The following is a 26,669-nucleotide window of genomic DNA, read 5'->3' on the forward strand; positions in this document are numbered from 1 at the left end:
GGATCGAATGTCGGTTGACCGCCTGACCGTCTGCTATGGGATCGCTTAGGCTTCGTTCCTATATTTGTTGCGGATTTCCTTAAATCGGTGCCGATCTGAGGATAAAATCGCGCAGTAAATATGAGGATAGCGCGCCGGTTCGCACAGACCGTGAAGCGTGATATCGAGGCAATCGTGAATGCGGTGCTCGGGCAATCATGCCGGTGCGCCGCGAGTCAGTCTCCGGGGCAGGCAAACTTATGTTTCTTTCCGTCTTCGACGTGTTCAAGATCGGTATCGGGCCTTCGAGCTCGCATACGATGGGGCCGATGTCGGCCGCCAACCGCTTTCTCGAACTCATTCTTTCCGACGACTGGCCGCGCCCGTCCCATGCTGCCGTTGCGGCGATCAAGGTCAGCCTGCACGGTTCGCTGGCCCATACCGGTATCGGCCACGGCACGGGCAGGGCGGTTGTCCTTGGTCTCGTCGGCGAACGCCCCGACCTGGTCGATCCTGATCGCATGGACGGCTTGATCGACGAGGTCGAGCGCAGCGGCCGCATTTCGCCGCCGGGACATCCGTCCTATGAATTCCAGCCGAAGACGGACCTGGTCTTCGACAAGAAGGTGCCGCTGCCCGGCCATGCCAACGGCATGTCCTTCTCCGCGTTCGACCGCGACGGCCGGCTGCTGCTGAAGCGGATCTATTATTCGATCGGCGGCGGCTTCGTCGTGACCGATACGGAACTCGAGGCGATGCGTGCCTCGAAGAACAAGGCGGCCGGCGTCAAGGTGCCATTCCCGTTCTCGTCGGCCCAGGAGATGCTGGACATGGCGGCCCGCTCCGGGATGACGATCGCCCAGATGAAACGGGCGAACGAAGAAGCGACCATGTCGCCGGATGAGCTGAATGCCGGGCTCGACCGCATCTGGGGCGCGATGAGCAACTGTATCGACCGTGGGCTGAGCCAGGAGGGCATCATGCCCGGTGGCTTGAAGGTCCGCCGCCGCGCACGCTCGATCCACGACAAGCTGCAGGAAGAATGGCGCTCCAACAAGACCAACCCGCTGCTCGCCAACGACTGGCTGAGCGTCTACGCGATGGCGGTCAATGAAGAGAATGCCGCCGGCGGCCGCGTCGTCACGTCGCCGACCAACGGTGCAGCAGGCGTCGTCCCCGCCACTATCCGCTACTACATGCATTTCCATGACGACGCGGATCAGGAGGGCATCCGCGACTATCTGCTGACGGCTGCCGCAATCGGTGGCATCATCAAGCACAACGCCTCGATCTCCGGTGCCGAGGTCGGCTGTCAGGGTGAGGTCGGCTCAGCGTCCGCCATGGCCGCTGCCGGCCTTGCTGCCGTCATGGGCGGTACGCCCGAGCAGATCGAAAATGCCGCCGAGATCGCACTCGAGCACCACCTCGGCATGACCTGTGATCCGGTCGCCGGCCTGGTTCAGGTTCCGTGCATCGAGCGCAACGCGCTCGGTGCGGTCAAGGCGGTGACGGCAGCCTCGCTGGCGCTCAAGGGCGACGGTAAGCATTTTGTGCCGCTCGATGCCTGCATCGAGACGATGCGCCAAACCGGCGTCGACATGAACGAGAAGTACAAGGAAACATCGACCGGCGGTCTCGCGGTCAACGTCGTCGAATGTTGAGCCGCCACGGTGATTGTGGATGAACAGCGTCTGGCCGCTTGACCGCAACGGCCGGACGGGTGTTCAAAACAGCTATGTCTCTGCATCTCATAAAGCTCTGCGTCGGAGCGGAATCGATCGAGGACCTGCGCGAATGGGTTTCGCGCAAGGCTATGGCCGCCATGGCCGCTGGCCTCGAGCCCCATTCCTTCCACACGACCCGCATGGTGCCGAAACGGGTGGAGGAACTGCTGAGCGGCGGTTCGCTCTACTGGGTGATCAAGGGGACCGTGCAGGCGCGACAGTCCTTGATCGGTATCGAAACCTTCACGGATGGCGAGGGTATCGGCCGCTGCAATCTGCTGCTTGGCCCTGAAGTGGTCGAGACGGAGTTGCAGCCGCGGCGTGCCTTCCAGGGCTGGCGCTATCTCACCGACAAGGATGCGCCGCGCGACCTTGCGTCGCTTTCCGGTGGCGGTGCCGAGATGCCGCTCGAGCTGCGCCGCGAATTGGCGGAACTCGGACTTCTCTAATCTTCAATATGGATGACCTGACGACCCATCACAGGGCAGGTTGCGATGCTGGCACGCGCATGGTTGCGGCGGTGTCGCAACAAGAAAAAAGGCGGCACAGGCCGCCTTTCGGAATTTCATGAACGTTCAGGTGATCCGCATTTTCAGGGGATGGCGCCGGTTCGGCCCCGTCACGTGAAGATGAATGCCGGCACGCGGCTGCGTCGACCGCCAGGCGCGGGCGCCGTGCGTCAGGAGCATCCCGACCAGATCGCGCGTCTTCGCCTTCGATCGGTTCAGCCCGAGATCGGCAATGCGCATGGCCGCCTCGTGCAGGGGATGCAGGTTGATGCGCGACGGCTTGGCGCGCCGTCCCGGCAGCGGGGTGACACCCGGAACGTTTTCGTTCATCGCCATGATTAACCTCGTTACGCTGTACAAATCCGAGGAAGGAGGCCGGAAAACAAACACATCCGGCCGCCAAATCTTTTGACCTTACTGCTGGCTCGCCCAGCAGGAGATGCCTTTCTTCTTCAGGGCCTTGCAGGCATTGACCGCTGCATTCTGGTCGTCGAAGCCGCCGAAACGGGCGCGATAGACCTGGCCGAAAGCGACAGTGAAGGGTTTTGCATCGCGAAGTGCCTTGCCGCCCTTGTCCTTGGCGTTGCCGAGAAGGGTCATGGCCTGATCCTTGTCCGGCGTTGCGCCGATCTGGATGACCCAGCCCTGCGGCTGCGCCGGCATCGGTTCGGCTTTTGCGGCTTCGGCCGGTTCGGCCTTCGCAACCGCGTCGGCCTTCTTCGGAACGGAATTGGTGATCTGGGTGTCAACCATGCCGGCGGCGACAGGCTGACGGAGTTTCAGGCTCTGTGCGTCGAGCGTGTTGGGAACGATCTTCGGGGAAAGAACGGGGTTGTCCGACGCGCGCTTGTTGCCGGCATAGGCCATCTGTACGCTGCTCGCGCTTTCGCCGTTATAGCGGATGCCAGGAACCGGTCCGGTGTTGGGCAGGTCGTGACCGCTGGCCGCGGCCGCGACGACAGGCGTATCCGCAACGGGAGCCGCCTCTGCAACCTGGGTCTCTTCAGCCGGAACGGGAGTAGGCTTGGTCTCGGCAATCAGATTGCCGTCGCCACGCCGCGATGCCGACGGCATGTACTTGGCGACGAGCCGGCGCATCTGCGCATCACGGCTGGCGCCGGAGCTGCCGCCCATGACGACGGCGACGATGCTGCGACCCTCGAGCTGAGCCGAGGTCACGAGATTGAAGCCCGACGCGCGGGTGTAACCGGTCTTGATGCCATCCACGCCGCGGACATTGCCGAGCAGGCGGTTGTGATTGCCGATCGTCTGCTTGCCGAAACGGAAGCTGCGGGTGGAGAAGTAATCGTAATACTGCGGAAAATGCTGGCGAAGCGCGAGGCCGAGACGAGCCTGGTCGCGCGCGGTCGTGCGCTGTTCCGGGTCGGGCAGGCCGTTGGCATTGCGATAGGTCGTGCGCGTCATGCCGAGCGCCCGGGCCTTGTTCGTCATCATGCGGGCAAAACGCTGCTCCGAACCGCCGAGATATTCACCGAGCGCCGTCGACGCATCGTTGGCCGAGCGGGTGACGAGCGAAAGGATCGCCTGTTCGACGGTGATCGACTGTCCGGCACGCACACCAAGCTTCGATGGCGGCTCGGCGGAAGCGTTTTTCGAAAAGGGGATGGAGGTGGACTTCGTGATCCGACCGGCTTCGAGCGCTTCGAAGGTCAGATAGAGCGTCATCATCTTGGTGAGAGACGCGGGATAGCGCAGTTCGTCGGCATCCTCGCCGTAAAGAATCTTGCCGGTCTTGGCATCGACGACGATGCCCGAATATTTCGGATTGGCATAGTTCGAGGCGGCGAAGGCCGGTGCGGCAAAGGCGGCCGATGCAATGGCGCCCGCAAGGACGACCCGTCCTACCATCTTTGAAAGAGCACCGAACGGGCGCTTCGCGAGATCAAAAAAACCGGATTGGGACACTACGCTACTCTTTATTCTCATGTCATGGGGTTGTCCGGACGCCGCCTCCGGGAACGACCGTTCTCGAGACAGTATCGGCATAGCGTTACCAATCGGTTTATGATGAATGATTGGTTTCCGGAATCGAACGCATTTGTACAAGGGCGATGCCGGTGTAGCGCAATGGTGCGGCAGGCTGCCTGCACCACACCAGTTAGACGAAATCAGGGCACGAGACGGTTTTTGACGAAGGCGGTGATCGCTTGGTCGATTTCGCGCCACTGCGGCAGCAGTTTGTTGGAGAATCTGTAGAGCACGGCGAGGTCCTTTCCGGCGTGAATGTCGCGCTGGCAATCGGCGCTGGTCGAGATGGATTGTGGGCCGAGGCAGCGCACCACGTAGGGCGCATGGGTGCTCGTCTCAGCGGTAAAGAACACTTCGCCCGCATAGCTGGATGTCGGCTTGACTGCGTGCTCCGTCAGCCCGGCCGGGCCAGCCGTGGGCGCGCCGTCGAAGACCTGCGAATAGATCGGCTCCAGCCGCCCGGACATGTCGCGCGACATCGTGCTTTGGGAAATCTGCAGGAAAAGGAGGCTTTCGGGTGCGTCAACATTGTTGAAGAGTGCCCGGCTCCGGGCGCTGTAACCTTCGAGCCCCGGCCAGGTCAGGTAGAGATCGACGCGCTCGACGATCGAGGTGGCTCGTTGTGCCTCGAAGCGGATCATGTTGGCCGGCAGGCGCAAGTGATCCTGGCCGATGAAGATGTCGAAAAGCTCGTTGCTCGCGGTGTGGCCGGCAAGGGCGAGGTTTTCGCCGAACCAGCGCCCTGCAAATGAGATGGCAGCGGTCAGCGCCGCAAGCACCGCGACCGCTGCCATCACCCGGTAGACGAAGCCGGGCGACAGCAGCGGTCGGAGCTCCGGTTCGTGAATGTCGTTTGAAGAGCTGCTCATCGTTGGGCTGTCCCGTCGCGATGGCCGAACCCCGGCGGTCCGTTGTTCGGCTCACGCATTCCCGCGCATCGTAGGATGGACGACGTCGCTTGCCCGACGCTGGTCGAGGATGGTTAATTTTCTGTGAATTCCCCCTCGAGCTGCGAAACATCAAAAACTTAAAGAAAGATCGCGACACGGTTTAGCGCCGGGAATGCCGGTCATAAAAACGGCCGGTTCCGAGGGACGCGGAACCGGCCGAGGCTCGGTCTGGACGGGGATGTTTATGACCGGTGCCCTGGAATGGTGGAGGCTGCTGCGAAAGGCGCGCCGCCTCCGATGTCTTCTGTGCTTACTGCGTCCGTACGCTGCCGACGGCGACGGTGCGGCCGTCCTGGAGCTTGACCCAGCGACCGGAGTGTTCGGTCGATTGGCGCTTGAGGTAGGTGTATTCGGTGTCCGACCACAGCAGCACCTTGTTGCGCATGTTGTCGAGAATGAAGTCGCCACGGTCAGTGCGCACGGTGAGAACGGCATGGCCATCACCGTTCGGTTGCAGAACGACGGTGATCAGGAGGTCCGACGGAGAGAAACCGTTCTCGATCAGTTTGCGGCGCTTCAAGAGGACATAGTCTTCACAGTCGCCAACCGTGTCCGGATAGGACCACTTCTCCTCGACGCCATGAATTTCCATGTCGGTCATCGGGGTGACCGCCTGATTGACGTCGTAGTTGACCTCGAGAATCTTCTGCCAGCCTTCGCGCGTCAGCATCATCGGGCCGCGGTCCTTACCGTTGGAGGTGCACTCCGACGGATAGATCTTGCAGAACTCGTAGTGACCGATCGGCGGGTTGGTTGCACCGGTGACGACCATGTTGGCCGGAAGCGCCAGCGCCGTTTCGATCAGACCGCCGGTGAAAAGGACCGCAACCGCGATCATCTTGGTGATTGTCTTGAGCATGATTGTCTCCCCGTTGTGGTTCGACAATGGCACAGACGTTTTTATCGCTCGCGAACTTGCGAACTAAAAACAAGTACAAATGAAAGTCGTATAAGAATAAAACAAGAATAGAATTTGATTTTTATTTAAATCGAATTTGAGTCAAATTTTATCGATTTCTCGACGGAGCGATCTTCCATTCATGTTTCCTTGACGATGTAAGCGATTGTAATCAATAGACCTATGCCGATCCGCAGAGCGACAGGAGCAGTGGCTGCCGGAAAATCGCGGTCGCGATGCGTCGCGCCAGGGGCGGATGACGTCGATCTTGTCGTCGCTTTTCGACTTCAAATAAGCGTCGCGCCTTGAATTTGTTCGAAAAAATATTTGCGGTCAGAAGTCGCGGTCGGATCGAGATGTTCCGAAATGAAGCAGTCGTCGTCAGCGAGGCGATGCCGGTCGCCCAGTCCGCGCGGACAGCGTCGTCGCGGCCCGTGGGGCAGGTCTACTGTGAAAGCCAAGGTTGGTTTCGTGCCGCAGGATCGGGCCAGCGATTGGCTGGTCTGTCGTTGCGCATATCGGGGCGGCCCGCAATCACGCGTAAGAAGTGGCGCGGAGCCTCAGGGGGCTGGTGCGCGATCGGGGTGACAAGGCAACGATCTTGATCGGGGTAGGCCAGTGAGGGTCGCGCGGACACGCCCTTAGAGGAATTCCGTCAATGCTTCGCGCGACTGTACGCCCGAGAACTCGATGGCGCAGCCTTCCTGGAAATGGCGAACGATCTTGCCCTTCATGTTGCCGAGCAGGACCGGGGTGCCGATCGGCGGGCGGTTCTCGATATCGACGGCCGCGCCGGAGAGCGAGAGGTCGATGATGCGGCAAGGGAATTTTTCGCCGGTGTCCAGCGTCAGCTCGGTTGACGTCTTGCGCGGCGCAAGGCGGTCGTGGCGCCGATCCTCGGGCAGACCGAGTTCGTGTTTGTTGGCGATCCAGGTGAGCTGCGCAGCCAACTTCTCGCGCTTGCGTTCGGTGGCGTTGAGCTGAATCACGAAGGCATCGTCGGCGATGCGCGACACGGTGCCTTCAAGGCGGCCGACATGGTCGATATAGGCGATGATGCGCTCACCCGCCCGCGGCCGTGCCGGGGAGGAAAGCAGCACGTCACCCGGCGACATGTCGACGGCGGTGCAATCATATTCGTCGCGATTGGCCAGCATCAGCCGTCCAGCAAGGTTCACGGAAACGCGCTGGAACGCACCTTCGTGATGCGGCTTCGGAGCGGTATTCTGAGCGTGCTGGAATGAGAACATGGTGACTCTGCATGACGTATTTTGGCAGGCAGAGTTTAGAACGTTCGGGTTAATAGAATGTTCGTCCTGCGGTTGGTCCGCGTGGCCAACCCGGGACAGCAGCAGCGATCATTCGCGTCGTCCGCCCTCCAGAATGCGAAGATGTCCGACGCGACGGGACTCTCCCAAAAACCCTTCGCCAGCGCGGGATTCTGCACGCGGGGAGACGTGTTCCACCGCCGGCTCTTCGCGAAACACGGCTGTGCGGTCGGGGTCGAGGATTTTCATGCCGGTGACGTCGAGGCCTTCCACCGATGTCGCATGCAACCAGTACGGGCGGGAAAGTGGCGAGAGCGCGCCAAGGATTCGGTCGCTTGCACCCTCGGTTGAGGCGAGCGGCAACAGCAGCATTTCGACCTCGACCTCGCGCGCATCGGCTGTGCGCCCCTTGGCGGACAGCATCACAGGCACCCGGTGCGTCATCACCTGGCCGGCGATGCGCTGCGTCTTGGCAGCCTGCGAGTTCAGCCACAGCATGCCGAATTGTCGCCCGCGCAGTTCAAGGCCGAAGAGTGCGCAGACATGGGTTCCCCCAAGACGAAACGAGATGCCGTTGCGATCACGCTCGAGAATGAACAGGTTGGGCAACAGTGCGCGGATGTCCCCCGGCTCGAGTTCGTCCCGACAGGGAAGGTCGCGCTTGCCGCGAATGGTGTTCCAGTATCGGAAAAGCTCCATGGTCGTCTTGCTGCGCATCTTGCGTTCATTCCATTTCTGCGGCCCGCTTGTGCCGGTCTGGCACATGTTTGGCCGATCATTGCGGTCTTGAGATCAATGGAGCGAAAAGCATGCCAGCTCGAAATTAAGGTTAACGAATGGTTTCGATTGCGCTGGAGCACTGCGACTGGCACTGAAAGACATGACTTCACGAAGCGTTGGCTTCGGCACTTGAACTGGAGCTCGGATCTGAGCTTGGCGACCGTTCAGTTTTTACTGGACGGTCTTTTTTTGTTTGCTTATGGCTGGTCGCCCCAGTCCGGTCCGAATCCCGCGATGTCATGCCATCGCCTCGATCGAATGCGATCGAACGGGCCAATCGATGGAGAAAGCAGCAACCATGGAACGAGATCAGACGGCAACGCCACCGGAGACGGACCGGGACAGCGCCGCCAGTCCGTCACGTGAGCCTGCCTTCAATCTGCCGGCCGGACTTACCGGCATTCTGCTGTTTCTGATCGCCATTCATGCCTTGCGCACCTATGTTCTGCCGCCTGCGATCGATCAGGAGATCATCTTCAACTTCGCCTTTCTGCCGGCGCGCTACGATCATCCCCTGGCCGAGCAGGGGCTCGCCTGGCTCTGGAGCCCCATTACCTATTCGTTCCTGCATGGCAGCTGGGAGCACCTGATCTTCAATATCTTCTGGATGGTCGCTTTCGGTGCGCCGGTCGTGCGCCGCATCGGCATGGGACGGCTTGCGGTATTCTGGTGCCTTTCGGCTGCGGCCGCAGTTGCGCTGCACACGGCATTTCACTGGGGCGAGATGATCGTGGTCGTCGGTGCCTCGGGCGTCGTTTCCGGTTTCATGGGCGCGGCGGCGCGCTTCGTCTTTTCGCCAAGCGGGCGGATCAGCCGGCAATTTGCCCATCTCAACCGGCGGCTGCCCGTCAGTGAGGCGCTGGCAAATCGCTCTGTCGTGATGTTCGCCGGGATCTGGTTCCTCACCAACTTTCTGATCGGGCTCGGCATGTTCACGCCTGAGGGGGCGGGTAGCATCGCCTGGGAAGCGCATATCGGCGGCTTCCTCTTCGGCTTCCTTCTCTTCGGCCTTTTCGACCCCCGCGACTGACGACGTCGAAAGATCGGCGGACGGCGCTTGTGAGCGCTTGATTTCCCCGGAGCGCTGGCGCACCATTTGTTACGGTCGCCGATTGTCGAAAGGCTAGGCGGCCCGTGAAGGCCGGGTATAGAAAGCCCGTCCGCGTCTGAGGAGCACGCGGGCAGGCGATCATAAGCGGCCAGGGTACAGGTTCCATCGCCCGACCGTACCGCACGAGAGACGGCTGGACCTTGCCCTGCCGACCCGGAGTTGTCGCAACGGGAGATGTGCGCATGTCAGTAAAAGCAATACTCGATGAAAAGGGTCGCAACGTCGTAACGGTCGGCCCGCAGATGACAGTCCAACAGGCTGCCATTCTCTTGCGTGACAATCATATCGGTGCGGTCATCATCGTCGATGCGGATGATCAGATCGCAGGCATCCTCACCGAGCGCGACATCGTCGCAGCGATCGCCAAGCAGGGAGCGACCTGTCTCGAAAGGTCGGTCGCGGCCGTCATGTGGCAAAATGTCTACTGCTGCACCGAGGAAATGTCCGTTCAGGCCCTGATGGAAATGATGAGCAAGCTCAGGGCCCGCCACCTGCCGGTCGAAAAAAATGGCCAGCTCGCCGGCATTGTTTCGATCGGCGACGTGATCAAACACCACATCCGTGCGATCGAGCACGAGACCGAGCAGATCAAGGCCTATATCGCCGGCTAAATGGGAAGGCAGCCTGCGCCGCCCCCTTATCCACCTCAGGTACTTTGCCCTGTTCGTGCCTACTGCATGTCTCCTTAAATCGACCTCGATTTAAGGACAAAGACATGCAGAAAATCAAAGTGCTGCAGCGACCTTTGCGTGTCTGATAAGGCGCGCGGCGCTGTAGCGATCGGGCGGCAAGGTCTTATGGCGCGATGCGGCCTGCTTGCGGTTCGCGACGCATTCCCCGTAATGGGACAACGACCCCGCGCACAATCGCTGCGCGGATAGCCCGCAACAGATCGACGGAAGATCGCTCGTCAGCGCACGAGGGCGTCCTGCATCCGGCGGATCTCCACGAGCTTGGCCTTCGCTTCGTGGTAGCCTCGGTCGATCGCCTCACCTGCACGGTGAAACTCCGATAGGCCGATATCGTTGAGCTTGGGGTGCAAAGCCAGGTCCGGAGGGTCGCCGGCAAGACGAGCACGGGAAATACGATCCTGGATGATGTTGAAGGCCTGAACCATCACGCCGGTCATGCCGAGGCGGGAGTGAAGGGTCGCTTCCTTTTCCTGCGCCGGGGCATCCGGCGTCCCCATGCCGGCGCTGTGTTTGACGACGGCTGAGCGGCCATAGAGCTCGTAGTTGAGGTTCACGGCGACGACGAGCTGCTGCTCGTGAGCGCGGCAGACAGAGACCGGGACGGGGTTGACGAGCGCGCCGTCGATGAGCGTGCGTCCGTTCGCCTTGATCGGCTCGAAGATGCCGGGCAAGGCGTAGGAAGCGCGGATCGCGGTGATGAGCGATCCTTTTTCGAGCCAAACCTCATGCCCACTATGCACTTCGGTCGCAACGGCAATGAATGGCCTGTCGAGGCTTTCGATGCTAAGTCCCTGCAGATGCTCCTGCATGCGCTTGGTCAGCCTCAGTCCGCCAAAGAGACCGCCGCCGCCAATAGCGAAATCGAGCAGTCCCGCAATCCGCCGGACGGTGAGGGAGCGTGCGAAGGTCTCGAGTTCGTCGAGCTTGCCGGCAAGATAGCAACCGCCGACGAGCGCGCCGATCGAGGTGCCCGCAATCATGCCAACTTCGATGCCTTCTTCGTCGAGCGCTCGCAGCACGCCGATATGGGCCCAGCCGCGCGCGGCGCCGCCCCCAAGGGCAATTGCGATCTTCGGTCTCTGCGGAGGTGTCGCAGGTTCTGGTGGTGTTGTTGAAATCGATGTGCCGTCCGGGCCGGACAGATCTGCAATCTGGTTGCTACGCGTAAAAGTCCAATTCAACATCCGGCACCTCCAACACCGCCGAATACTCCGCAGCGCGACACGTCGATGAAGATGCGCGAAGGTCGCTGTGGTAATTCACGACTGACTTAACTTTCAGGGATCGGATTCGATCCTGAAGGAACGCAATTTCTTGCACGCGTCCTGGGGAGGCTCCGCCAAGCCGGCGCAGGTGCCGGCCTCGTCCTGTCCATTGCTGAAAGACTGGCACCGTTCTTAGGTATATCACCGATCCCGTCGCCGATTGCGGCAGGATCGATAAACATTGGATACAGTTTGCAATACAGCCGGGAACGTTGCCGTTCCCTCGTAGCGCCGCATCCTTGCCAAAGGATTAGGCGCTCGCTTGGTTTCCAAAAGATAAATATAGCATGTGCCCGCACCAAAAAGATGCGCGATGCTTAATTTTTATCATAGATTTCTGCGGGGTCGAAGTGCCTATGGTCGTCGGTGATTTCGACCATGGCCTTGCCGTTTTCGGCGCCGACCATGCGGTAGAAGCAGGACCGGCGGCCGGTATGGCAGGTGGCGTCGTGACCGGCGACGGACACTTTCAACCAGATCGCATCCTGGTCGCAATCGGTGCGGATCTCCTTGACCGTCTGCAGGTTGCCGGAGCTTTCGCCCTTCTTCCAGAGGCTCTTGCGCGAACGGCTGTAATAGTGCGCGACACCCGTCTCGATCGTCAAAGCCAGGGCCTCGGCGTTCATGTGGGCGACCATCAAAAGCTCACCGTCCCGCGCATCCGTGACGACAGCCGTGATCAGCCCCTTTTCATCGAAGCGCGGGGTGAAGGCCGGACCGGTTTCCAGTTCAGCCTTGTTGGAGGAGGGAGCGTCGAAGGTGAGCGTCATGGAAAGGCTCCGTCTGTCGGAGCCTTACTTGAAGCCCCTGAGCATCGTCATGAACCGGGCCTGTTCAGCCGGTTCCGTCTGGAACGTACCCGTAAATGTGGTGGTTAGCGTTGTCGAGCCTTGCTTCTGCACGCCACGCATCGCCATGCACATATGTTCGGCTTCGATCATCACCGCGACGCCGCGCGGGGCAAGCGTTTCGTCGATCGCCTTGGCGATCTGCGCCGTCATCGATTCCTGCGTCTGCAGCCGGCGGCCATAGATATCGACCACCCGGGCGATCTTGGAAAGGCCGAGCACGCGGCCATTCGGCAGATAGGCGACATGCGCCTTGCCGATGATCGGCACCATGTGATGCTCGCAATGCGAATAGAACGGGATGTCCTTGACGAGTACCATGTCGTCGTAGCCGGCGACTTCCTCGAAGGTCCGTCCGAGTACGTCTTCGGCAGCGAGATCATAGCCGCTGAAAAGCTCGCGGTAGGACTTGGCGACGCGCGCCGGCGTGTCCAGCAGCCCTTCGCGTTCCGGGTCTTCACCGGCCCAGCGCAGGAGAACGCGCACGGCTTCCTCGGCCTCCTTCTGGGTCGGGCGGCCGCTCGCATCGTCGAGCACGGGAAAATTCTTCACTATGGCGTCCATAATGGCCTCTTTTAGCAATACGGGATTGCTTGACGTTTTATCTTTCGGACAACTCGCCACTGGCCATTCGCCTAACCCTGCAGGCTTGGGTTCCGTCGGCGGGCTCCGGGGCTTTCCGGTCCTGGCTTAGCAGTGCACTGGACCTTCCGGCACGGTTTCCCAAACAACAGGCGACATTGTTCCTCTTGCGGAACTGTCGCCCCAACACGACATAGCATATAGTATGGTGCCACAGAGATGAAAGAGGCGGAGCGTGTCGCGTCGTGCTTTTTTCCTGCCTACCGGAGAAAATCATGCGTCGATCACTCAAAACCGCGAAAAATCAGCCGGATCGCGTCAAATGATGGATGACATCTACAACAGCCGAATTCTCGAATTTGCCGGCAATATTCCGCGCATCGGAACGATTGCCGACGCCGACGCGGACGCGACCGCGCACTCGAAGCTCTGTGGTTCGAAAGTGCATATCTGGCTGAAGATGGACGGCGACGTGGTCACCGATTTTGCCCATGACGTGAAGGCCTGCGCCCTCGGCCAAGCCTCGTCCTCGATCATGGCGCGCCATGTCGTCGGCGCCGGCGCGGAAGAAATCCGACAGGCGCGCGCGGACATGCTTGCCATGTTGAAGGCGGACGGCGAGGGCCCATCCGGGCGCTTCGAGGATATGCGCTTCCTGCGTCCGGTGAAGGATTACAAGGCGCGTCACGCGTCGACGATGCTGACCTTTGATGCCGTCGTCGATGCCATCGAGCAGATCGAGGCCAAGCGACTGCTCGCGGCCGTCTGACATGTGCGGCGAACCGAATTGTCGGCATACGCCGGACAACGGTGCGAAGCCTGCAGTGCGTGGCCGAAACTGGGATGGTCCGTTTCGCAAGACGCCAGGGCGGCTGATCGGGATGACGCTGATCCGCGTCTATCAGCTCACGCTTTCGAGCTTCATCGGCAATTCGTGCCGGCACCTGCCGACCTGTTCGGAATACGGCTATGAGGCAATCGCCCGCCATGGCTTCTGGGCCGGAGGGTGGATGACGCTGTTTCGCGTGGCGCGCTGCGGCCCGGGCGGGACGCACGGCTTCGATCCGGTGCCGGAGCGGCTTGAAGCTCGCCTGACCTGGTACGCGCCGTGGCGCTACTGGCGGCCGCGGCCGAAGGCTGGATGACCCCCATGACCATGCCGATGGAATACCGTCAGGCCTCCGCGGATTTCGAGCGTTTCATCGTCGACGCGCGCGACCTTGCCGGGCTGCAGACGACGAACCAGGCCTACACGATGGTGCAGGCCGTGCTGCAGACGTTTCGCCGGCGGCTGGAGCTGGAGGATGCCATCCTGTTCGCGGATGTCTTGCCGCCGGTGCTACGCGCGATCTTCGTGGCTGAATGGGACCTCGAAGAACCGAGGGTCCCGTTTTCGGGCCGCATCGCCATGACCCGCGAGGTGCAGTCGCTGCGGCCGGATCACAATATTTCCCCCGACAGCGCCATTGCCGACGTGGCTGGCGCCTTGCGTCGCAACCTCGATGAGGTGAAGCTCGACCGGGTTCTTGCCCGGCTTCCGGCAGGCGCTGCCGATTTCTGGCGAGCCTGAAGGGAGGGTGGATGAACAGCTACGTTGCCTTGCTTTACAGCATTGTTCTTGGTGCCGGGCGACGTGTCGTGATGGTCGATCTCAGAGAGATGGCCGAAGGCCTCGGCTATCGCTCGCCGCGAACCCTGGTTGCGACAGGCAATCTCGTGTTCGAGACCGGACAAACGTCCATCGGCGACTTAGAATCGCCGCTTGAGAAGGCCTTCTCCGAGACATTCGGTCGGCATGTCGACATCATTGTTCGTTCCGGTGCCGGTTGGCTGAAGCTCGCGGCATCCAATCCATTTCACGACGAAGGCGAAGAGGATGCCACGCGCGTGCATGTCCGCGTGATGCGCGACCCGCTCACCGAACCCGCGCTCGAAGGACTTCAGCGTTACTGCGTCGCTGGGGAACGTCTGGCAATCGTTGACGGCGATCTCTGGGTGCATTTTCCCGGCAAGGCCAGCAAATCGAAACTGCTGGGTGCAATGACGACCAAGCGTTTGGGCATCGGGACGTTTCGCAACTGGAACACCGTCAAGGGGCTCGCCGAGATGCTGCGCGGCTAGGCTCTGTCGCAGCCTTCGCCTTTACTCACTTTCGAAAACCCTTTATCAGGCTACGGCGTGTTTTCCTGGGTCGTCTCGGCCTAGGGCAAAACATGCGGCAATCCAAAGCACTACAGCGACCTTTGCGCGTCTGACGGATGCGACGCTGTATCGTCAATTCACCGGTCGTTTCCGGTCAACCATACCACCCGCATTCGTTGGCGGGACTGGATAGGAGATCATCATGTCGAATCCTGTTTCCCTTACATTTCCAGATGGCTCGGTGCGCGAATATCCTTTCGGCACGACCGGCCGCGACGTGGCAGAATCGATTTCGAAATCGCTCGCCAAGAAGGCGGTCGCGATTGCGCTCGACGACGAGCTGCGCGACCTGTCCGATCCGGTGACCAATGGCCGGCTCGAGATCGTCGTGCGCGACGACAAGCGTTCGCTTGAGCTTATCCGTCACGATGCCGCACACGTGATGGCCGAGGCCGTGCAGGAACTGTGGCCGGGAACGCAGGTGACTATCGGTCCGGTCATCGACAATGGCTTCTACTACGACTTCGCCCGCAACGAGCCCTTCACGCCGGATGATCTGCCGCTCATCGAAAAGCGGATGAAGGAGATCATCGCCCGCAACAAGCCTTTCACCAAGGAAGTCTGGTCGCGCGAAAAGGCACGGCAGGTCTTTGCCGACAAGGGCGAGGCCTACAAGGTCGAGCTCGTCGATGCGATCCCCGAGGGACAGGATCTCAAGATCTATTACCAGGGCGACTGGTTCGATCTTTGCCGCGGTCCGCACATGGCCTCGACCGGTCAAATCGGCACCGCCTTCAAGCTGATGAAGGTGGCCGGCGCCTATTGGCGCGGCGACAGCAACAACGCGATGCTGACCCGCATCTACGGCACCGCCTGGCACACCCAGGAAGAGCTGGACCAGTATCTCCACGTGCTCGCCGAGGCCGAGAAGCGCGATCACCGCCGCCTTGGCCGCGAAATGGACCTGTTCCATTTCCAGGAAGAGGGTCCGGGCGTCGTCTTCTGGCACGGCAAGGGCTGGCGCATGTTCCAGACGCTGACGGCCTATATGCGCCGTCGGCTTGCGAACACCTACCAGGAAGTCAATGCGCCGCAGGTGCTCGACAAGTCGCTGTGGGAAACCTCGGGTCACTGGGGTTGGTACCGCGACAACATGTTCAAGGTGACGGTTGCCGGCGATGAAACCGACGACGATCGCGTCTTCGCGCTGAAGCCGATGAACTGCCCGGGCCATATCCAGATCTTCAAGCATGGCCTGAAGTCCTACCGCGAGCTTCCGGTTCGCCTGGCCGAATTCGGCAACGTTCACCGCTACGAGCCCTCCGGTGCTCTACACGGCCTGATGCGCGTGCGCGGCTTTACCCAGGACGATGCCCACGTCTTCTGCACCGACGAGCAGATGGCGGCTGAATGCCTGCGCATCAACGACCTCATCCTCTCGGTCTACGAGGACTTCGGCTTCAAGGAAGTGGTGGTCAAACTCTCCACCCGTCCGGACAAGCGCGTCGGCTCCGACGAGCTGTGGGATCGCGCCGAAAGCGTGATGATGGACGTGTTGAAGACGATCGAGGCGCAGTCGGAAGGCCGCATCAAGACTGGCATCCTGCCGGGCGAGGGCGCTTTCTACGGTCCGAAGTTCGAATACACGCTGAAGGACGCGATCGGCCGCGAATGGCAGTGCGGCACGACCCAGGTCGACTTCAACCTGCCAGAGCGGTTCGGTGCCTTCTATATCGACAAGGAATCGGAAAAGCGCCAGCCGGTGATGATCCACCGCGCCATCTGCGGTTCGATGGAGCGCTTCCTCGGGATCTTGATCGAGAACTTCGCCGGCCACATGCCGCTTTGGGTTTCGCCGCTGCAAGTGGTGGTCGCAACGATCACCTCGGAAGCCGACGACTATGGTCGCGAGGTTGCCGAGCTCCTGCGTGACGCCGGCCTCACCGTCGAGACCGACTTCCGCAACGAGAAGATCAACTACAAGGTCCGCGAACATTCGGTGACCAAGGTTCCGGTCATCGTTGTTTGCGGCAAGCGCGAAGCCGAAGAGCGTTCGGTCAACATCCGCCGTCTCGGCTCCCAGGCCCAGACCGCGATGTCGCTCGACGAGGCAATTTCCTCGCTCGCCTTCGAGGCGATGGCGCCGGATCTCAAGCGCAAGGCGGAAAAGAAAGCCCGGGGTTGAACCCCCGGGCACTTCCTTTGTCAGCAAACTGTCATATTAGCGGAATATCCGGATAAGATTATATCCATCGGAGATGTCCGTGCAGTTCAAAGAGCTGTCCTACGCCAATGAAAACGACCGGCGCCTGAAGCGCTGGTTCATTCGCTCCATCGAAGGTCTGTCGGGTCGCAATCGCTACGCAAAGCTTTACACGCGCTGGCGGTCCGACATCGTCGGCAAGAGCGATCGGGTCTTCGGCGAGATGCTGCAGCTCATCGATGTGAAGCTGCGAACCCAGGGTGAGTGGCCGCCGCGGCACTTGCCCGACACGCCGATCGTCATCATCGCCAATCATCCCTTCGGCATCGGCGACGGCATCGCTGTGCTGGCGCTTGCCGAACAGCTCGGCCGCCCGTTCCGTGTGCTCATCAACAACGAACTGCTGAAGGTGCCAGAAATGGCGCCCTATTCCTTGCCGGTGTCGTTCGAGGAGACGAAGGAGGCGCTCGCGGTCAACATGGCGACACGCCATGAGGCGCTGCGCCTGCTGAAGGAAGGTGTGACGATCGTGATCTTTCCCGCCGGCGGTGTGGCGACCGCGCCGAAGGGTTTCGGCCGCGCCGAGGACCTGCCCTGGAAGATCTTTCCGGCGAAGCTGATCCAGGCTGCGCGGGCGAGCGTCATCCCGATCTACTTCGAGGGACAGAACGGTCCCTTTTTCCACCTGGCGAGCAAGATTTCACTGACGTTGAGGCTGTCGCTGCTGATCCGCGAGTTCCGCCGTCTGTCCGGCACGACGATCGCAGCGCGCATCGGCCGTGTGCTGACGCCGGAGGACCTCGGTGCCTGTGGCGATCGCAAGGATTTGCTGGCCCGCATCTATGAAGCGGTCTTCTCCATGGCGCCGCCGCGCCGGCGGTTCATGAGACGGGTAGGCTGACGTAGCGTCAGTTGGTTGATGCTGGAAGAAGATCCTAGTCGGCCGCGTCGGAGATTGCGCCCGGATTGGTACTCGCGTCGTTGCCGCCGCTGCTGAGCAGCACTTCCACATCCGTGTTGACGCCGGCCTTCACGGTGAAGTCGCGTTCGTAGATCTTGTCCTTGTAGCGTGCGACGGCGGAGTAGCTGCCTTCGAGCAGAACCAGCGTCGGGAAGGCGCCGTTTTCTTCGTCCACCGTGTCGCCCGCGGACGTCAGGATCGTCCATGCGGTGTTGGCAATCGCTTCGCCGCCGGGCTCAGAGACGAGCTTGAGCGTCAGCTTGGCGGCGCGATGCTGGATGGTCGCTTCCGTCAGCTTGCCGGCTTCAACCTGGATGTCGGCGGCCGTCGAGGCGTTGGTGGCACCGTAACTCGAGGTCACATGATAGGTTCCGGCACCGAGTCGGATCACCGTATTCGGCTTCACATCCGACATGATGAGCGCCCGTTCGCCGTCGCTCTTGGTATCGGCAGAATAGACGGAGAAGCTGAGTTCGGCCGGTGGTATGCGCACATCGCTGCCGGAGACGGCGTTCAGCTTGATGCCGCCCGCATCCAGGACCAGAACCTGCTTTTCGAGCGTGCCTTCCTGGGGAACGCGGATCTTGCGTGTCGCGGACGCACGTCCGAAGGAAACGTTGACGAAATAATCGCCCGGCACGACGTTGAACGCCGTCGATCCACCTTCCGACGTTGCAAGAAGCGGCAGCTTGCCGTCGCTTCCGGGGATCGGGCTGAACACGCGCCAGGTCAGGCCGGCCTCGACGGGGGCGCCTTTCTCAGTGAGCAGCGCTTCGAGCTTGACATCCCTCAAGGTACCGTCGGCGATCGGATCCGTCGTCATTGGGCTGAAGCCCGTAAGCTTCGGCATCTTGCGCGGGCCGGCGATCGAAGGAAAGCTCTCGAAGGCCTGCGTTGCATCCTCAGCAAGCACGCTTCCTGCAGCAGCGCCGGCGACAAGGATCGCGAGTCCGGTTCTGAGGAAAATACGAGAGCATGCACGCATGAGAGCAGTTGACTTCCTGACTGAGTGACTCCACTTGGGACGCCGATATGGCATTTTCGTGGCTGCCGATGCTGCGGCAAATTAGTGGAATTCATCCGACATGAAAACCGAAATTAAGCTTGTTGATTATCTCGCGTCCCGTCGCTCGATCCCCGCATTCCAGATGGGCGAACCCGGCCCCAGCAAGGCCGAGGTCGAGGAGATGTTGAAGCTCGCCTCCCGCGTCCCGGACCACGGCAAGCTCGCACCCTGGCGCTTTATCGTCTACCGCGGTGAGGAGCGGGCGCGCATCAGCGCCGAGCTGAAGGCGATGGCGCTCGCAGTGAAGCCCGATCTCTCGGAAGAAATGATCAAGGTCGAGGAAACGCGGCTGACGCGGGCGCCGGTCGTGGTCGCCGTGGTCAGCACGGCTGCGCCGCACTTCAAGATTCCGGAATGGGAGCAACAGATGTCTGCCGGTGCCGTGTGCCTCAACCTGCTGATGGCCGCAAACGCACTTGGCTACGCCTCCAACTGGCTGACCGAATGGTTTGCCTTCGACGAGCGCGCCTATCCCTTGCTGGGCGTCAAGCCGGGTGAGAAGCCAGCCGGCTTCATTCATATCGGCACTGCGATGGTGCCGCCGACGGAGCGGCCGAGGCCCGAGCTTGAAGAGATCGTCACCTGGGTTGGCGAGGGCGCCTGATGTTCTACGATACGGCCTCGAATCGTCACGGCTTGCCGCATGACCCCTTCAAGGCCATCGTCTCGCCGCGGCCGATCGGTTGGATCGGCACGCGTGGGCGCGACGGTTCGCATAACCTCGCGCCCTATTCTTTCTTCAATGCCATCAGTGATCGGCCGAAGCTCGTGATGTTCTCATCGAGCGGCTACAAGGATTCGGTCCGCAACATCGAAGCAACCGGTGAGTTCACGGCGAGCTTCGCCAGCCGCAGTCTTGCCGAGGCTGTGAACAAGACGTCAATTCCCGCGCCGCACGGTGAGAGTGAATTCGAGATCGCCGGGCTCACGCCAGTCGACGGCACTCTGGTGAAGGCGCCGTTCGTCGGTGAGGCCTTTGCTGCGCTCGAGTGCCGGATGACGGAGATGTTTCAACCGAAGGGCCTGGATGGCGAAGTGTCCGACAACTATGTCGTCATCGGCCAGGTCGTCGGCATTCATATCCGCGAGGAAGCAATCCGCGATGGCCGCTTCGACATGGCGACGGTCAGGCCGCTCGCCCGTCTCGGCTACATGGACTATTGCGACGGCGGCGACGTCTTCCAGATGACACGCCCGACCCTCTGAGATCAGCGACTTTGCGCGCCTGATAGGTCACGTGTTGCTTACGATCGTTGCCTGTTCGATCGAGTTGCAAACGACCGAGGCAAAGCCGTTGTCCCGGCTCAGTGAATGCGCCCACCGTGTCGCGGCTTCGTCGGGGGTGGCAGCAGGTAGCACCTCATAGGCGGGCACACCAGCTTCGCACGCCCTCAGGACCACATATGCTCGTCCGGCAAGGATCGGCGCTGCGACGCGTTGATGGGGAGCGCTGGTCGGCTCCAGACAGCCAAGGGACTTGGCCAACGCTGCACCGTTGAAGATCAGCGCTTCCAGGCGGGACGACGAACCTGTCAGCGGATTGGGCGATAATAGGCCTCCCGGCGAGCCGCCGTATTCCGCATAGATCCGAATACGGTTGGGCGCGGTACCGTTGGCGGCTTCCGCAACCCGCAACATCACGTCGAGCCGTTGTATGTCGGCGCGCCCGCGGCATCCGGAAAGCACGATACCGTCGACACCGCTGTCGAGCAGCCGGTTCAATGCCTCTTCGTCCAGCCGCTCCAGCGGTTCGACGCGCGCAAGAAGGGCGAAGCTGCGGCCTGCCAAACGCGCCATGCTGCGCACTATTTCTGTGTCGCAACCGATATCCATGATGACACCGGCGAGCGCATTGAGCACAGCGACTTCCATCGCCGGAGCCGTACCCTTAACGATCAGCAACGGCTTCATGGTTTGGGAGCGGTTAACAGACATGGTGAACCAATCTTAAACCTTTGCCGGCTAGGGTTTGAACATCGGTGGCATTGGCGTGGTCTAGTGGGGCGTAGGTGATCATACAAGCATTTCTTCGCTGGGTGGAAACGGCGAGAACGGGTGAACGCACCCGCGCCGCCAGTGCGCTCGGTCGCGCCTATGTCGACGCGCAGATGAATGGCCTCGATCGCCGCGCCGCTGAGATGGCGATGACCTTCCTGCTCGACGATCCGTCGCCGAAGGTTCGGCGTGCACTCGCTGATGCGCTTTGTGGCTGCTCGTCCGTTCCGCGCGGCATCATTCTCGGCCTTGCCGAAGACCAGCCGGAAATTGCCTATGTCGTCATATCCCGCTCGCCTGTCCTGACCGATGAGGATCTGGTCGACCTTGCTGCCAGGGGAACGCTCGAAACGCGCGCTCTGATCGCGGCGCGCAGTTTCGTCTCCCGTGCCGTATCGGCCGCAATCGCTGAAATCGGCGGTGAGGAAGAAATTCTGATCCTCCTGGAAAACGCCGGCGCCAACCTGTCGCGCCGATCGTTGAAACGCATTGCCGAGCGTCTTGGCTGCTTCGCGGCCGTGCGCGACCTGTTGCTTGCCCGGCCGGACCTGCCAAGCGATGCCCGCCACGCGCTGGTGGAAGAGGTGGGAGCGGCGCTGGCAGCCTTCGGCCTGGTGCAGATGGCGATCGGCGAAGCCCGGGTCCAGCGGATCATGCGGGAAGCTTGCGATATTGCTGCCGTCGGCATGGCCGGGACGCTGGCTGTGGACGAGTTGCCTGGCCTCGTGGTGCATCTGCGTGAGACCGGCCGCCTGACCCCAGCCTTCCTGCTGCACGCGCTGGTGACCGGCCGTGCGGAGTTTTTCTCGGCCGCGATCGTCGATCTCTCCGGCGTTTGCGAGAAGCGCGTGCGCTCCATCCTGTCCGGCGGCCGCGTTCATTCGATCCGTGCTCTGTTCGAGAGCGCCGGCCTCGGCCACGATGTCAGCGAAACCTTTGCTGCGGCTGTGCTTTTCTGGCGCCAGGACACTTCAGCTGGAAACGACAGCACGGCTTCCGTCTCCACGGCGCTGCTCGCGCGGCTGCGGAATGAGAGCCCGTCCTCGGTCAATACTGCGATGATCGATCTGCTCGAACGCCTGGCATTTGCCGAGGAACGGCAGTCGGCTCGCAATTATGCGGAACTTGCGGCGCGGCAGGCCGCCTGACTTCTATTGCGGCGGATTGTATCCGCGACGTAATACTGCTGGCGGCCCGATGATTGCGGGTTCGCGGTCAATGAGGAACTGACGCATGAACGCGAGGGCCGACGCAACCGTTGCTGTAACCGGCATAGGCGGCTTTGTCGGGCGTCACGTCGCGCTCCTCTTGTTGCGGCGGGGCTATGACGTACGCGGCACCGTTCGGGACCTAGCGCGCGCAGAGGAGATCGAACGATCAATCCGCGCCGCCGGCGGCACGGAGGCGGCCAAACTGAGTTTTGCTGAAGCGGACCTGCTGGGCGAAAAAGGCTGGGCCGATGCCTTCGCTGGCGTTTCCTATGTCATGCACACGGCATCGCCGTTTCCGGCGCGTCTGCCTGCCGACGAGGCCGATCTGATCGGACCAGCGCTGGACGGCACGCTGCGCGTTCTGAAAGCCGCCCGGTCGGCCGGCGTTCGCCGTGTCGTTCTAACCTCTTCGATTGCCGCGGTCATCTACGGGGCCGGTCGTGCGCCATACACCGAGGACGACTGGACCGATCCGCAATCGCCGCTGGCGACGCCCTACTACCGCTCGAAGACCTTTGCGGAACACGCGGCATGGGACTATGCGGCTGGAAAAGGGCTTGAGTTGGTGGTCATCAATCCAGGCATGGTCCTCGGGCCGCTGCTCGGGCGCGAGATCGGCACCTCTGTTGCCGTGGTTCGAAACCTCCTGAAAGGCGGGTATCCCGCTCTGCCGAAGTTCGGCGTACCCGTCGTCGATGTTCGTGACGTCGCCGATGCCCATCTAAGGGCAATGACCGTTGCCGATGCGGCGGGCGAGCGGTTTCTGATCGCTGGAGAGACGTTGTCTATTGCCGACATCGCGTCCGTTCTGCGCCGTGCGTTTCCCGCGCATGCCGCCAAGCTGCCGAAGTTCATTCTGCCGAACTGGCTGGCAGGCTTGGCTGCTCCCTTCGATGCCGGTTTGCGCCTGATCGTCCGGGAGTTGGGACGCGACTCCCGCATTTCCAACGAGAAGGCGCGTCGCGTTCTGGGCTGGCAGCCGACGAACCAAAGAAGAGGCGGTCATGGCCAGCGCCGAAAGCCTGATCGGCACTGTCTGGTGTGAGCGTGCCCGCTAGTTGGTGAAGCGGCGAGCGACCCAGGAATAGCCGTCTTCGATGTAGTGCACCGGCTTTGTGACGATGGTCTTGAGCTTCTCCCGGTCCGGCATGGCGCCGGACAGGAAAGCCAGCGTCCGTTTCGGCAGGTTTTGTTCCGGCTCCGGTTCCGTCACCTGCGAGGGCGGCATCTGGCTCTGTTGCGAGCCGACCGGTGGTGGGGTGAGGTCGGCAAGGGCTGGGCCGGAGGTTTCGCAAACCGCGACGACGACCGGATAGTTGGCGTTCGAGAACTTCGGTAGTTGCGCCTGCGAGTCCGTGTCGCATTGGGCGATCGACGGCCATGTGCCGTTGACCGTCGAAATGTACTGGCATTGGCTGACATCGTGGTCGCAGCCGAGAATGGTCATGACAATCAGCGCCGCTTGCATGGTGATCCTGTCGGTCCCTGGAGGTTGTGATGCGATCAACCTATGCCTGTGCGATTCTCCCCGAAATAGGGCGGCGTTGCAGGTGATAGGGAACAAATTGTTTCAGCCCGTTAGCCGGATTGATAGGGTAGCACCGGGCGCGCCTGCGTCATTTGACGTATTGGCTGGCGGTACGGGTGGCACTAACGTCCGGCCGCAAACAGTTAAAATCGACAAGGACGAAACAATTGCCTGCCGTAACCATAGCCCTGGAGCAGCCACGCCAAGCGCAGGTCGTGCGTCTGCTGGAACTCTCCGACGCCTATGCCGCTTCGCTCTATCCCGCCGAAAGCAACCACATGGTCGACCTTTCGAGCCTGGAGCAGCCGGGGGTTTCCTTCTTTGTGGCGCGGCGTGACGACAACATCGTCGGTTGCTGCGCCCTGGTAGAGGCCGGCGACGGTACGGCTGAGATCAAGCGTATGTTCGTGGATCCGGAGGCGAGGGGGCTGAGGCTCGGCAAGCTGCTGTTGCAGGCACTGGAAGCGCGCGCAGGTGAGCTCGGCTACACGGCAATTCGCCTCGAAACCGGCATCTATCAGCCCGAAGCGATCGGACTTTACAAGGCGGCCGGCTATATCGAGCGTCCGCCCTTTGGTTACTATCAGCCGGATCCGCTCAGCCTGTTCATGGAAAAGCCTGTTCGCCAGGCGGCATGATCTCGCCACGCCGAGTGGTCCCGTGAGCTGAAAATCAAAACGGCGGCGCGAGGGCCGCCGTTCTCAAAATTGATTGCTCAGGGAGTGCGGCGCGCAAGAACGTCATGCGCCTTCGCATCCATCGCCCAATCAGATATCCAGGTTTTCGGCGAACACGGCGCGCTCCTGGATGAAGCGGAAGCGGGCGTCGGCCTTCGTCCCCATCAGATTGTCCACCGCCTCGCGCGTGCCCTCGAAATCAATCTCGTCGATCTCCACCTTGAGCAACGTGCGGAACTTCGGGTCCATCGTCGTTTCCTTGAGCTGCGCGGGCAGCATCTCGCCAAGACCTTTGAACCGGCCGATCTCGACCTTGCCGCGACCGGCGAATTCGGTTCGCATCAGTTCTTCGCGGTGCGCATCGTCGCGGGCATAGAGCGTCTTCGAGCCCTGGCTGATGCGGTAGAGCGGCGGTACGGCGAGATAGAGGTGACCGCCGCGAATGAGCTCTGGCATCTCCTGATAGAAGAAGGTGATGAGCAGCGAGGCGATATGCGCGCCGTCGACGTCGGCGTCGGTCATGACGACGATGCGTTCGTAGCGCAAATCCTCTTCGCGGTACTTGCTACGCGTGCCGCAGCCGAGTGCCTGAATGAGGTCGGTGATCTGCTGGTTGGCGCTGAGCTTTTCGCGGCCTGCGCTCGCGACGTTGAGGATCTTGCCGCGAAGCGGCAGGATCGCCTGGTTGGCGCGGTTGCGCGCCTGCTTTGCCGATCCGCCAGCCGAGTCCCCTTCGACGATGAAGAGTTCAGCGCCTTCGGCCGTGTTCTGCGAGCAGTCCGCAAGCTTGCCCGGCAAGCGCAGCTTGCGCACTGCCGTCTTGCGGTTGACTTCCTTTTCCTTGCGCCGGCGGACGCGCTCTTCGGCGCGCTCGACCACCCAGTCGAGCAGCTTGGCGGCTTCTCCGGGATTGTCGGCAAGGTAGTGATCGAAGGGGTCGCGGAGCGCGTTTTCGACGATGCGCTGTGCCTCGACCGTCGCGAGCTTGTCCTTCGTCTGGCCGACGAATTCCGGTTCGCGGATGAAGACCGACAGCATGCCCGCCGCCGAGATCATCACGTCGTCGGTGGTGACGATCGACGCGCGCTTGTTCTGCGTCAGTTCGGCATAGTTTTTCAGGCCTTTGGTCAGCGCGATGCGGAAGCCCGCTTCGTGCGTGCCGCCCTCGGGCGTCGGGATGGTGTTGCAGTAGGAATGGACCTGCTGGTCGCCGCCGTACCAGGTGACGGCCCATTCGAGCGAGCCGTGGCCGTTGGCCTTCTCCGACTTGCCGGCGAAGATCTCGCGGGTGACGGTGAATTCCTTGCCGAGTGTGGCGGCAAGATAATCCTTCAGGCCGCCCGGGAAGTGGAAGACGGCCTTGTCCGGGATCTCCGAGCCTTCCTGCAGCAGCGACGGATCGCAGGACCAGCGGATTTCGACGCCGCCGAAGAGATAGGCCTTCGAGCGCGCCATGCGGAAAAGCCGTCCGGGCTCGAAATGCGCGTGCGGACCGAAAATATCCGGGTCCGGATGGAAACGAACGCGCGTGCCGCGGCGGTTGTGCACGTCGCCGAGTTCCTCGAGCCCACCCTGCGGAATACCGCGGGAGAAGCGCTGCCGGTAGAGCTTGCGGTTGCGTGCGACCTCGACCTCGAGCGCATCGGAAAGCGCATTGACGACGGAAACGCCCACACCGTGAAGACCGCCCGACGTCTCATAGGCCTTGCCGTCGAACTTGCCGCCGGCATGGAGGATGGTCATGACGACTTCGAGCGTCGACTTGCCCGGGAATTTCGGATGGTTCTCGACCGGGATACCACGGCCGTTGTCCGTGACCGTCAGGAAGCCGTCGGCATCGAGGTGGACTTCGATGAAATTTGCATGACCGGCGACCGCTTCGTCCATCGAGTTGTCGATGACTTCGGCGAAGAGGTGGTGCAGCGCCTTCTCGTCGGTGCCGCCGATATACATGCCCGGACGACGACGAACTGGCTCCAGCCCTTCGAGCACCTCGATCGCCGAAGCATCGTAGTCGCTGCCGTCGCTACCCTTCGGGGCAGGGCGCGGCTCTTCGCGCGCGACTGGTGCCACTGGCACAGCCGGTTTGGCGCTCGGCTGTACGGGCTTCGGTTGCTCGGGCATTGAGAAGAGGTCGCTGTTGTCGTCCATGGGGCCGTTCGGATCGTTCCTGTCACTTGGGGAGAGGCCATAGCAAGACCTCGACTTTGCCGCCATCCCCCGGCGGTCGAATCACCTGAATTCTGCCAGACTCCCGCCGAAAGAGCGAACAAAAGGAGAATGCTGGCATC

28 protein-coding genes are annotated in these 26,669 nt (G+C 61.6%); 15 read left to right on the forward strand and 13 right to left on the reverse strand.

Annotated features, from left to right (window positions below):
* Window positions 1-239 precede the first annotated feature (239 nt).
* A complete protein-coding gene (locus tag ACN9MO_RS06000; protein WP_057255609.1) occupies window positions 240-1,640 on the forward strand; it encodes an L-serine ammonia-lyase in 1,401 nt (466 codons plus the stop codon).
* Window positions 1,641-1,714: 74 nt separating this feature from the next.
* Window positions 1,715-2,152: a DUF1489 family protein gene (locus tag ACN9MO_RS06005; protein ID WP_057255610.1), complete on the forward strand. Its 438-nt coding sequence runs from the start codon at window positions 1,715-1,717 to the stop codon at window positions 2,150-2,152.
* A gap of 126 nt (window positions 2,153-2,278) precedes the next feature.
* On the opposite strand, the gene ACN9MO_RS06010 is transcribed toward ACN9MO_RS06005, so the two are convergent.
* The 6 genes from ACN9MO_RS06010 to ACN9MO_RS06035 all read right to left on the reverse strand — a co-directional run bounded on the left by ACN9MO_RS06010 (window position 2,279) and on the right by ACN9MO_RS06035 (window position 8,034).
* Window positions 2,279-2,548 carry a hypothetical protein gene (locus ACN9MO_RS06010; RefSeq protein WP_058320548.1) on the reverse strand — a complete coding sequence of 90 codons (270 nt, stop codon included), beginning with the start codon at window positions 2,546-2,548 and terminating at the stop codon, window positions 2,279-2,281.
* 78 nt (window positions 2,549-2,626) lie between these two features.
* Window positions 2,627-4,159, reverse strand: a complete 1,533-nt coding sequence (locus ACN9MO_RS06015; protein ID WP_058320549.1) for an SPOR domain-containing protein — start codon at window positions 4,157-4,159, stop codon at window positions 2,627-2,629.
* 182 nt (window positions 4,160-4,341) lie between these two features.
* Window positions 4,342-5,070 carry a hypothetical protein gene (locus ACN9MO_RS06020; protein ID WP_113131792.1) on the reverse strand — a complete coding sequence of 243 codons (729 nt, stop codon included), beginning with the start codon at window positions 5,068-5,070 and terminating at the stop codon, window positions 4,342-4,344.
* Window positions 5,071-5,401: 331 nt separating this feature from the next.
* Window positions 5,402-6,010, reverse strand: a complete 609-nt coding sequence (locus ACN9MO_RS06025) for a transglutaminase-like cysteine peptidase (protein WP_058328550.1) — start codon at window positions 6,008-6,010, stop codon at window positions 5,402-5,404.
* A gap of 680 nt (window positions 6,011-6,690) precedes the next feature.
* Window positions 6,691-7,299, reverse strand: a complete 609-nt coding sequence (locus tag ACN9MO_RS06030; RefSeq protein WP_057255615.1) for a PilZ domain-containing protein — start codon at window positions 7,297-7,299, stop codon at window positions 6,691-6,693.
* A 108-nt stretch (window positions 7,300-7,407) separates the two neighbouring features.
* Entirely contained in the window at window positions 7,408-8,034 is a 627-nt protein-coding gene (locus ACN9MO_RS06035; protein WP_063891421.1) for a PAS domain-containing protein, read from the reverse strand.
* A gap of 361 nt (window positions 8,035-8,395) precedes the next feature.
* Between ACN9MO_RS06035 and ACN9MO_RS06040 the strand changes: the two genes are divergently transcribed.
* Both ACN9MO_RS06040 and ACN9MO_RS06045 read left to right on the forward strand, forming a co-directional pair.
* On the forward strand, window positions 8,396-9,127 hold the full coding sequence (locus ACN9MO_RS06040; protein ID WP_112995925.1) for a rhomboid family intramembrane serine protease: 732 nt from the start codon (window positions 8,396-8,398) through the stop codon (window positions 9,125-9,127).
* A 263-nt stretch (window positions 9,128-9,390) separates the two neighbouring features.
* Entirely contained in the window at window positions 9,391-9,819 is a 429-nt protein-coding gene (locus ACN9MO_RS06045) for a CBS domain-containing protein (RefSeq protein WP_057255618.1), read from the forward strand.
* Between the two features lie 299 nt (window positions 9,820-10,118).
* Here ACN9MO_RS06045 and ACN9MO_RS06050 read toward each other — a convergent pair whose 3' ends face one another.
* The 3 genes from ACN9MO_RS06050 to folE all read right to left on the reverse strand — a co-directional run bounded on the left by ACN9MO_RS06050 (window position 10,119) and on the right by folE (window position 12,577).
* Window positions 10,119-11,084: a patatin-like phospholipase family protein gene (locus tag ACN9MO_RS06050; RefSeq protein WP_057255619.1), complete on the reverse strand. Its 966-nt coding sequence runs from the start codon at window positions 11,082-11,084 to the stop codon at window positions 10,119-10,121.
* Window positions 11,085-11,482: 398 nt separating this feature from the next.
* Complete coding sequence (gene hisI / locus ACN9MO_RS06055; RefSeq protein ID WP_057255620.1) at window positions 11,483-11,935, reverse strand: phosphoribosyl-AMP cyclohydrolase; 453 nt, start codon at window positions 11,933-11,935, stop codon at window positions 11,483-11,485.
* Window positions 11,936-11,959: 24 nt separating this feature from the next.
* Entirely contained in the window at window positions 11,960-12,577 is a 618-nt protein-coding gene (gene folE / locus ACN9MO_RS06060; RefSeq protein WP_057255621.1) for a GTP cyclohydrolase I FolE, read from the reverse strand.
* Window positions 12,578-12,917: 340 nt separating this feature from the next.
* Between folE and ACN9MO_RS06065 the strand changes: the two genes are divergently transcribed.
* The 6 genes from ACN9MO_RS06065 to ACN9MO_RS06090 all read left to right on the forward strand — a co-directional run bounded on the left by ACN9MO_RS06065 (window position 12,918) and on the right by ACN9MO_RS06090 (window position 17,841).
* The gene (locus ACN9MO_RS06065; RefSeq protein ID WP_057255622.1) at window positions 12,918-13,364 is read left to right on the forward strand and encodes an iron-sulfur cluster assembly scaffold protein; all 447 of its coding nucleotides are present in this window, start codon (window positions 12,918-12,920) and stop codon (window positions 13,362-13,364) included.
* A 1-nt stretch (window position 13,365) separates the two neighbouring features.
* Window positions 13,366-13,740 carry a membrane protein insertion efficiency factor YidD gene (gene yidD, locus ACN9MO_RS06070; protein ID WP_057255623.1) on the forward strand — a complete coding sequence of 125 codons (375 nt, stop codon included), beginning with the start codon at window positions 13,366-13,368 and terminating at the stop codon, window positions 13,738-13,740.
* Window positions 13,737-14,165 (forward strand): DUF2267 domain-containing protein, encoded by a 429-nt coding sequence (locus ACN9MO_RS06075; protein WP_057255624.1) that lies wholly within the window; start codon window positions 13,737-13,739, stop codon window positions 14,163-14,165. Before yidD ends, ACN9MO_RS06075 begins: the two co-directional genes overlap by 4 nt.
* 11 nt (window positions 14,166-14,176) lie before the next feature.
* Entirely contained in the window at window positions 14,177-14,716 is a 540-nt protein-coding gene (locus ACN9MO_RS06080) for a DUF1697 domain-containing protein (protein ID WP_057255625.1), read from the forward strand.
* A gap of 223 nt (window positions 14,717-14,939) precedes the next feature.
* The gene (gene thrS, locus ACN9MO_RS06085; protein ID WP_057255626.1) at window positions 14,940-16,922 is read left to right on the forward strand and encodes a threonine--tRNA ligase; all 1,983 of its coding nucleotides are present in this window, start codon (window positions 14,940-14,942) and stop codon (window positions 16,920-16,922) included.
* A 79-nt stretch (window positions 16,923-17,001) separates the two neighbouring features.
* Window positions 17,002-17,841 carry a lysophospholipid acyltransferase family protein gene (locus ACN9MO_RS06090; RefSeq protein ID WP_058328570.1) on the forward strand — a complete coding sequence of 280 codons (840 nt, stop codon included), beginning with the start codon at window positions 17,002-17,004 and terminating at the stop codon, window positions 17,839-17,841.
* Between the two features lie 34 nt (window positions 17,842-17,875).
* Here ACN9MO_RS06090 and ACN9MO_RS06095 read toward each other — a convergent pair whose 3' ends face one another.
* Window positions 17,876-18,886 carry a hypothetical protein gene (locus ACN9MO_RS06095; protein WP_093232361.1) on the reverse strand — a complete coding sequence of 337 codons (1,011 nt, stop codon included), beginning with the start codon at window positions 18,884-18,886 and terminating at the stop codon, window positions 17,876-17,878.
* 100 nt (window positions 18,887-18,986) lie between these two features.
* Here ACN9MO_RS06095 and ACN9MO_RS06100 point away from each other — a divergent pair, with 100 nt between their 5' ends.
* Both ACN9MO_RS06100 and ACN9MO_RS06105 read left to right on the forward strand, forming a co-directional pair.
* Entirely contained in the window at window positions 18,987-19,571 is a 585-nt protein-coding gene (locus ACN9MO_RS06100; protein WP_057255628.1) for a nitroreductase family protein, read from the forward strand.
* A complete protein-coding gene (locus ACN9MO_RS06105; protein ID WP_057255629.1) occupies window positions 19,571-20,173 on the forward strand; it encodes a flavin reductase family protein in 603 nt (200 codons plus the stop codon). Before ACN9MO_RS06100 ends, ACN9MO_RS06105 begins: the two co-directional genes overlap by 1 nt.
* A gap of 27 nt (window positions 20,174-20,200) precedes the next feature.
* Here ACN9MO_RS06105 and ACN9MO_RS06110 read toward each other — a convergent pair whose 3' ends face one another.
* Window positions 20,201-20,902: an aldolase gene (locus tag ACN9MO_RS06110; RefSeq protein ID WP_113478417.1), complete on the reverse strand. Its 702-nt coding sequence runs from the start codon at window positions 20,900-20,902 to the stop codon at window positions 20,201-20,203.
* A gap of 74 nt (window positions 20,903-20,976) precedes the next feature.
* Between ACN9MO_RS06110 and ACN9MO_RS06115 the strand changes: the two genes are divergently transcribed.
* Window positions 20,977-22,110 (forward strand): DUF2336 domain-containing protein, encoded by a 1,134-nt coding sequence (locus ACN9MO_RS06115; RefSeq protein ID WP_057255631.1) that lies wholly within the window; start codon window positions 20,977-20,979, stop codon window positions 22,108-22,110.
* Window positions 22,111-22,195: 85 nt separating this feature from the next.
* Entirely contained in the window at window positions 22,196-23,218 is a 1,023-nt protein-coding gene (locus ACN9MO_RS06120) for an aldehyde reductase (protein WP_348272249.1), read from the forward strand.
* Window positions 23,219-23,227: 9 nt separating this feature from the next.
* On the opposite strand, the gene ACN9MO_RS06125 is transcribed toward ACN9MO_RS06120, so the two are convergent.
* On the reverse strand, window positions 23,228-23,641 hold the full coding sequence (locus tag ACN9MO_RS06125; RefSeq protein WP_112995924.1) for a hypothetical protein: 414 nt from the start codon (window positions 23,639-23,641) through the stop codon (window positions 23,228-23,230).
* 227 nt (window positions 23,642-23,868) lie between these two features.
* Here ACN9MO_RS06125 and ACN9MO_RS06130 point away from each other — a divergent pair, with 227 nt between their 5' ends.
* A complete protein-coding gene (locus tag ACN9MO_RS06130) occupies window positions 23,869-24,339 on the forward strand; it encodes a GNAT family N-acetyltransferase (protein ID WP_110878312.1) in 471 nt (156 codons plus the stop codon).
* A gap of 129 nt (window positions 24,340-24,468) precedes the next feature.
* Here the strand turns inward: ACN9MO_RS06130 and parE are convergent, their stop codons facing one another.
* Window positions 24,469-26,529, reverse strand: a complete 2,061-nt coding sequence (gene parE / locus ACN9MO_RS06135) for a DNA topoisomerase IV subunit B (RefSeq protein ID WP_058328558.1) — start codon at window positions 26,527-26,529, stop codon at window positions 24,469-24,471.
* Window positions 26,530-26,669 lie beyond the last annotated feature (140 nt).

Origin of the sequence: Ensifer sp. R-19, from assembly GCF_049905105.1 — a bacterium.
Taxonomy (GTDB): Bacteria; Pseudomonadota; Alphaproteobacteria; order Rhizobiales; family Rhizobiaceae; genus Ensifer.

Excerpts from the sequence above, each read along its gene's own strand:
- ACN9MO_RS06050 (WP_057255619.1), bottom strand. The coding sequence starts at position 11,084 with ATGTTGAATTGGACTTTTACGCGTAGCAACCAGATTGCAGATCTGTCC.
- yidD (WP_057255623.1), top strand. The coding sequence starts at position 13,366 with ATGTGCGGCGAACCGAATTGTCGGCATACGCCGGACAACGGTGCGAAG.
- ACN9MO_RS06045 (WP_057255618.1), top strand. The coding sequence starts at position 9,391 with ATGTCAGTAAAAGCAATACTCGATGAAAAGGGTCGCAACGTCGTAACG.
- ACN9MO_RS06005 (WP_057255610.1), top strand. The coding sequence starts at position 1,715 with ATGTCTCTGCATCTCATAAAGCTCTGCGTCGGAGCGGAATCGATCGAG.
- folE (WP_057255621.1), bottom strand. The coding sequence starts at position 12,577 with ATGGACGCCATAGTGAAGAATTTTCCCGTGCTCGACGATGCGAGCGGC.
- ACN9MO_RS06110 (WP_113478417.1), bottom strand. The coding sequence starts at position 20,902 with ATGTCTGTTAACCGCTCCCAAACCATGAAGCCGTTGCTGATCGTTAAG.
- thrS (WP_057255626.1), top strand. The coding sequence starts at position 14,940 with ATGTCGAATCCTGTTTCCCTTACATTTCCAGATGGCTCGGTGCGCGAA.
- ACN9MO_RS06100 (WP_057255628.1), top strand. The coding sequence starts at position 18,987 with ATGAAAACCGAAATTAAGCTTGTTGATTATCTCGCGTCCCGTCGCTCG.
- parE (WP_058328558.1), bottom strand. The coding sequence starts at position 26,529 with ATGGACGACAACAGCGACCTCTTCTCAATGCCCGAGCAACCGAAGCCC.
- ACN9MO_RS06030 (WP_057255615.1), bottom strand. The coding sequence starts at position 7,299 with ATGTTCTCATTCCAGCACGCTCAGAATACCGCTCCGAAGCCGCATCAC.
- ACN9MO_RS06020 (WP_113131792.1), bottom strand. The coding sequence starts at position 5,070 with ATGAGCAGCTCTTCAAACGACATTCACGAACCGGAGCTCCGACCGCTG.
- ACN9MO_RS06120 (WP_348272249.1), top strand. The coding sequence starts at position 22,196 with ATGAACGCGAGGGCCGACGCAACCGTTGCTGTAACCGGCATAGGCGGC.
- ACN9MO_RS06065 (WP_057255622.1), top strand. The coding sequence starts at position 12,918 with ATGATGGATGACATCTACAACAGCCGAATTCTCGAATTTGCCGGCAAT.
- ACN9MO_RS06125 (WP_112995924.1), bottom strand. The coding sequence starts at position 23,641 with ATGCAAGCGGCGCTGATTGTCATGACCATTCTCGGCTGCGACCACGAT.
- ACN9MO_RS06095 (WP_093232361.1), bottom strand. The coding sequence starts at position 18,886 with ATGCGTGCATGCTCTCGTATTTTCCTCAGAACCGGACTCGCGATCCTT.
- ACN9MO_RS06105 (WP_057255629.1), top strand. The coding sequence starts at position 19,571 with ATGTTCTACGATACGGCCTCGAATCGTCACGGCTTGCCGCATGACCCC.
- ACN9MO_RS06035 (WP_063891421.1), bottom strand. The coding sequence starts at position 8,034 with ATGCGCAGCAAGACGACCATGGAGCTTTTCCGATACTGGAACACCATT.
- ACN9MO_RS06000 (WP_057255609.1), top strand. The coding sequence starts at position 240 with ATGTTTCTTTCCGTCTTCGACGTGTTCAAGATCGGTATCGGGCCTTCG.
- ACN9MO_RS06075 (WP_057255624.1), top strand. The coding sequence starts at position 13,737 with ATGACCCCCATGACCATGCCGATGGAATACCGTCAGGCCTCCGCGGAT.
- ACN9MO_RS06015 (WP_058320549.1), bottom strand. The coding sequence starts at position 4,159 with ATGAGAATAAAGAGTAGCGTAGTGTCCCAATCCGGTTTTTTTGATCTC.
- ACN9MO_RS06025 (WP_058328550.1), bottom strand. The coding sequence starts at position 6,010 with ATGCTCAAGACAATCACCAAGATGATCGCGGTTGCGGTCCTTTTCACC.
- ACN9MO_RS06010 (WP_058320548.1), bottom strand. The coding sequence starts at position 2,548 with ATGGCGATGAACGAAAACGTTCCGGGTGTCACCCCGCTGCCGGGACGG.
- ACN9MO_RS06040 (WP_112995925.1), top strand. The coding sequence starts at position 8,396 with ATGGAACGAGATCAGACGGCAACGCCACCGGAGACGGACCGGGACAGC.
- hisI (WP_057255620.1), bottom strand. The coding sequence starts at position 11,935 with ATGACGCTCACCTTCGACGCTCCCTCCTCCAACAAGGCTGAACTGGAA.
- ACN9MO_RS06080 (WP_057255625.1), top strand. The coding sequence starts at position 14,177 with ATGAACAGCTACGTTGCCTTGCTTTACAGCATTGTTCTTGGTGCCGGG.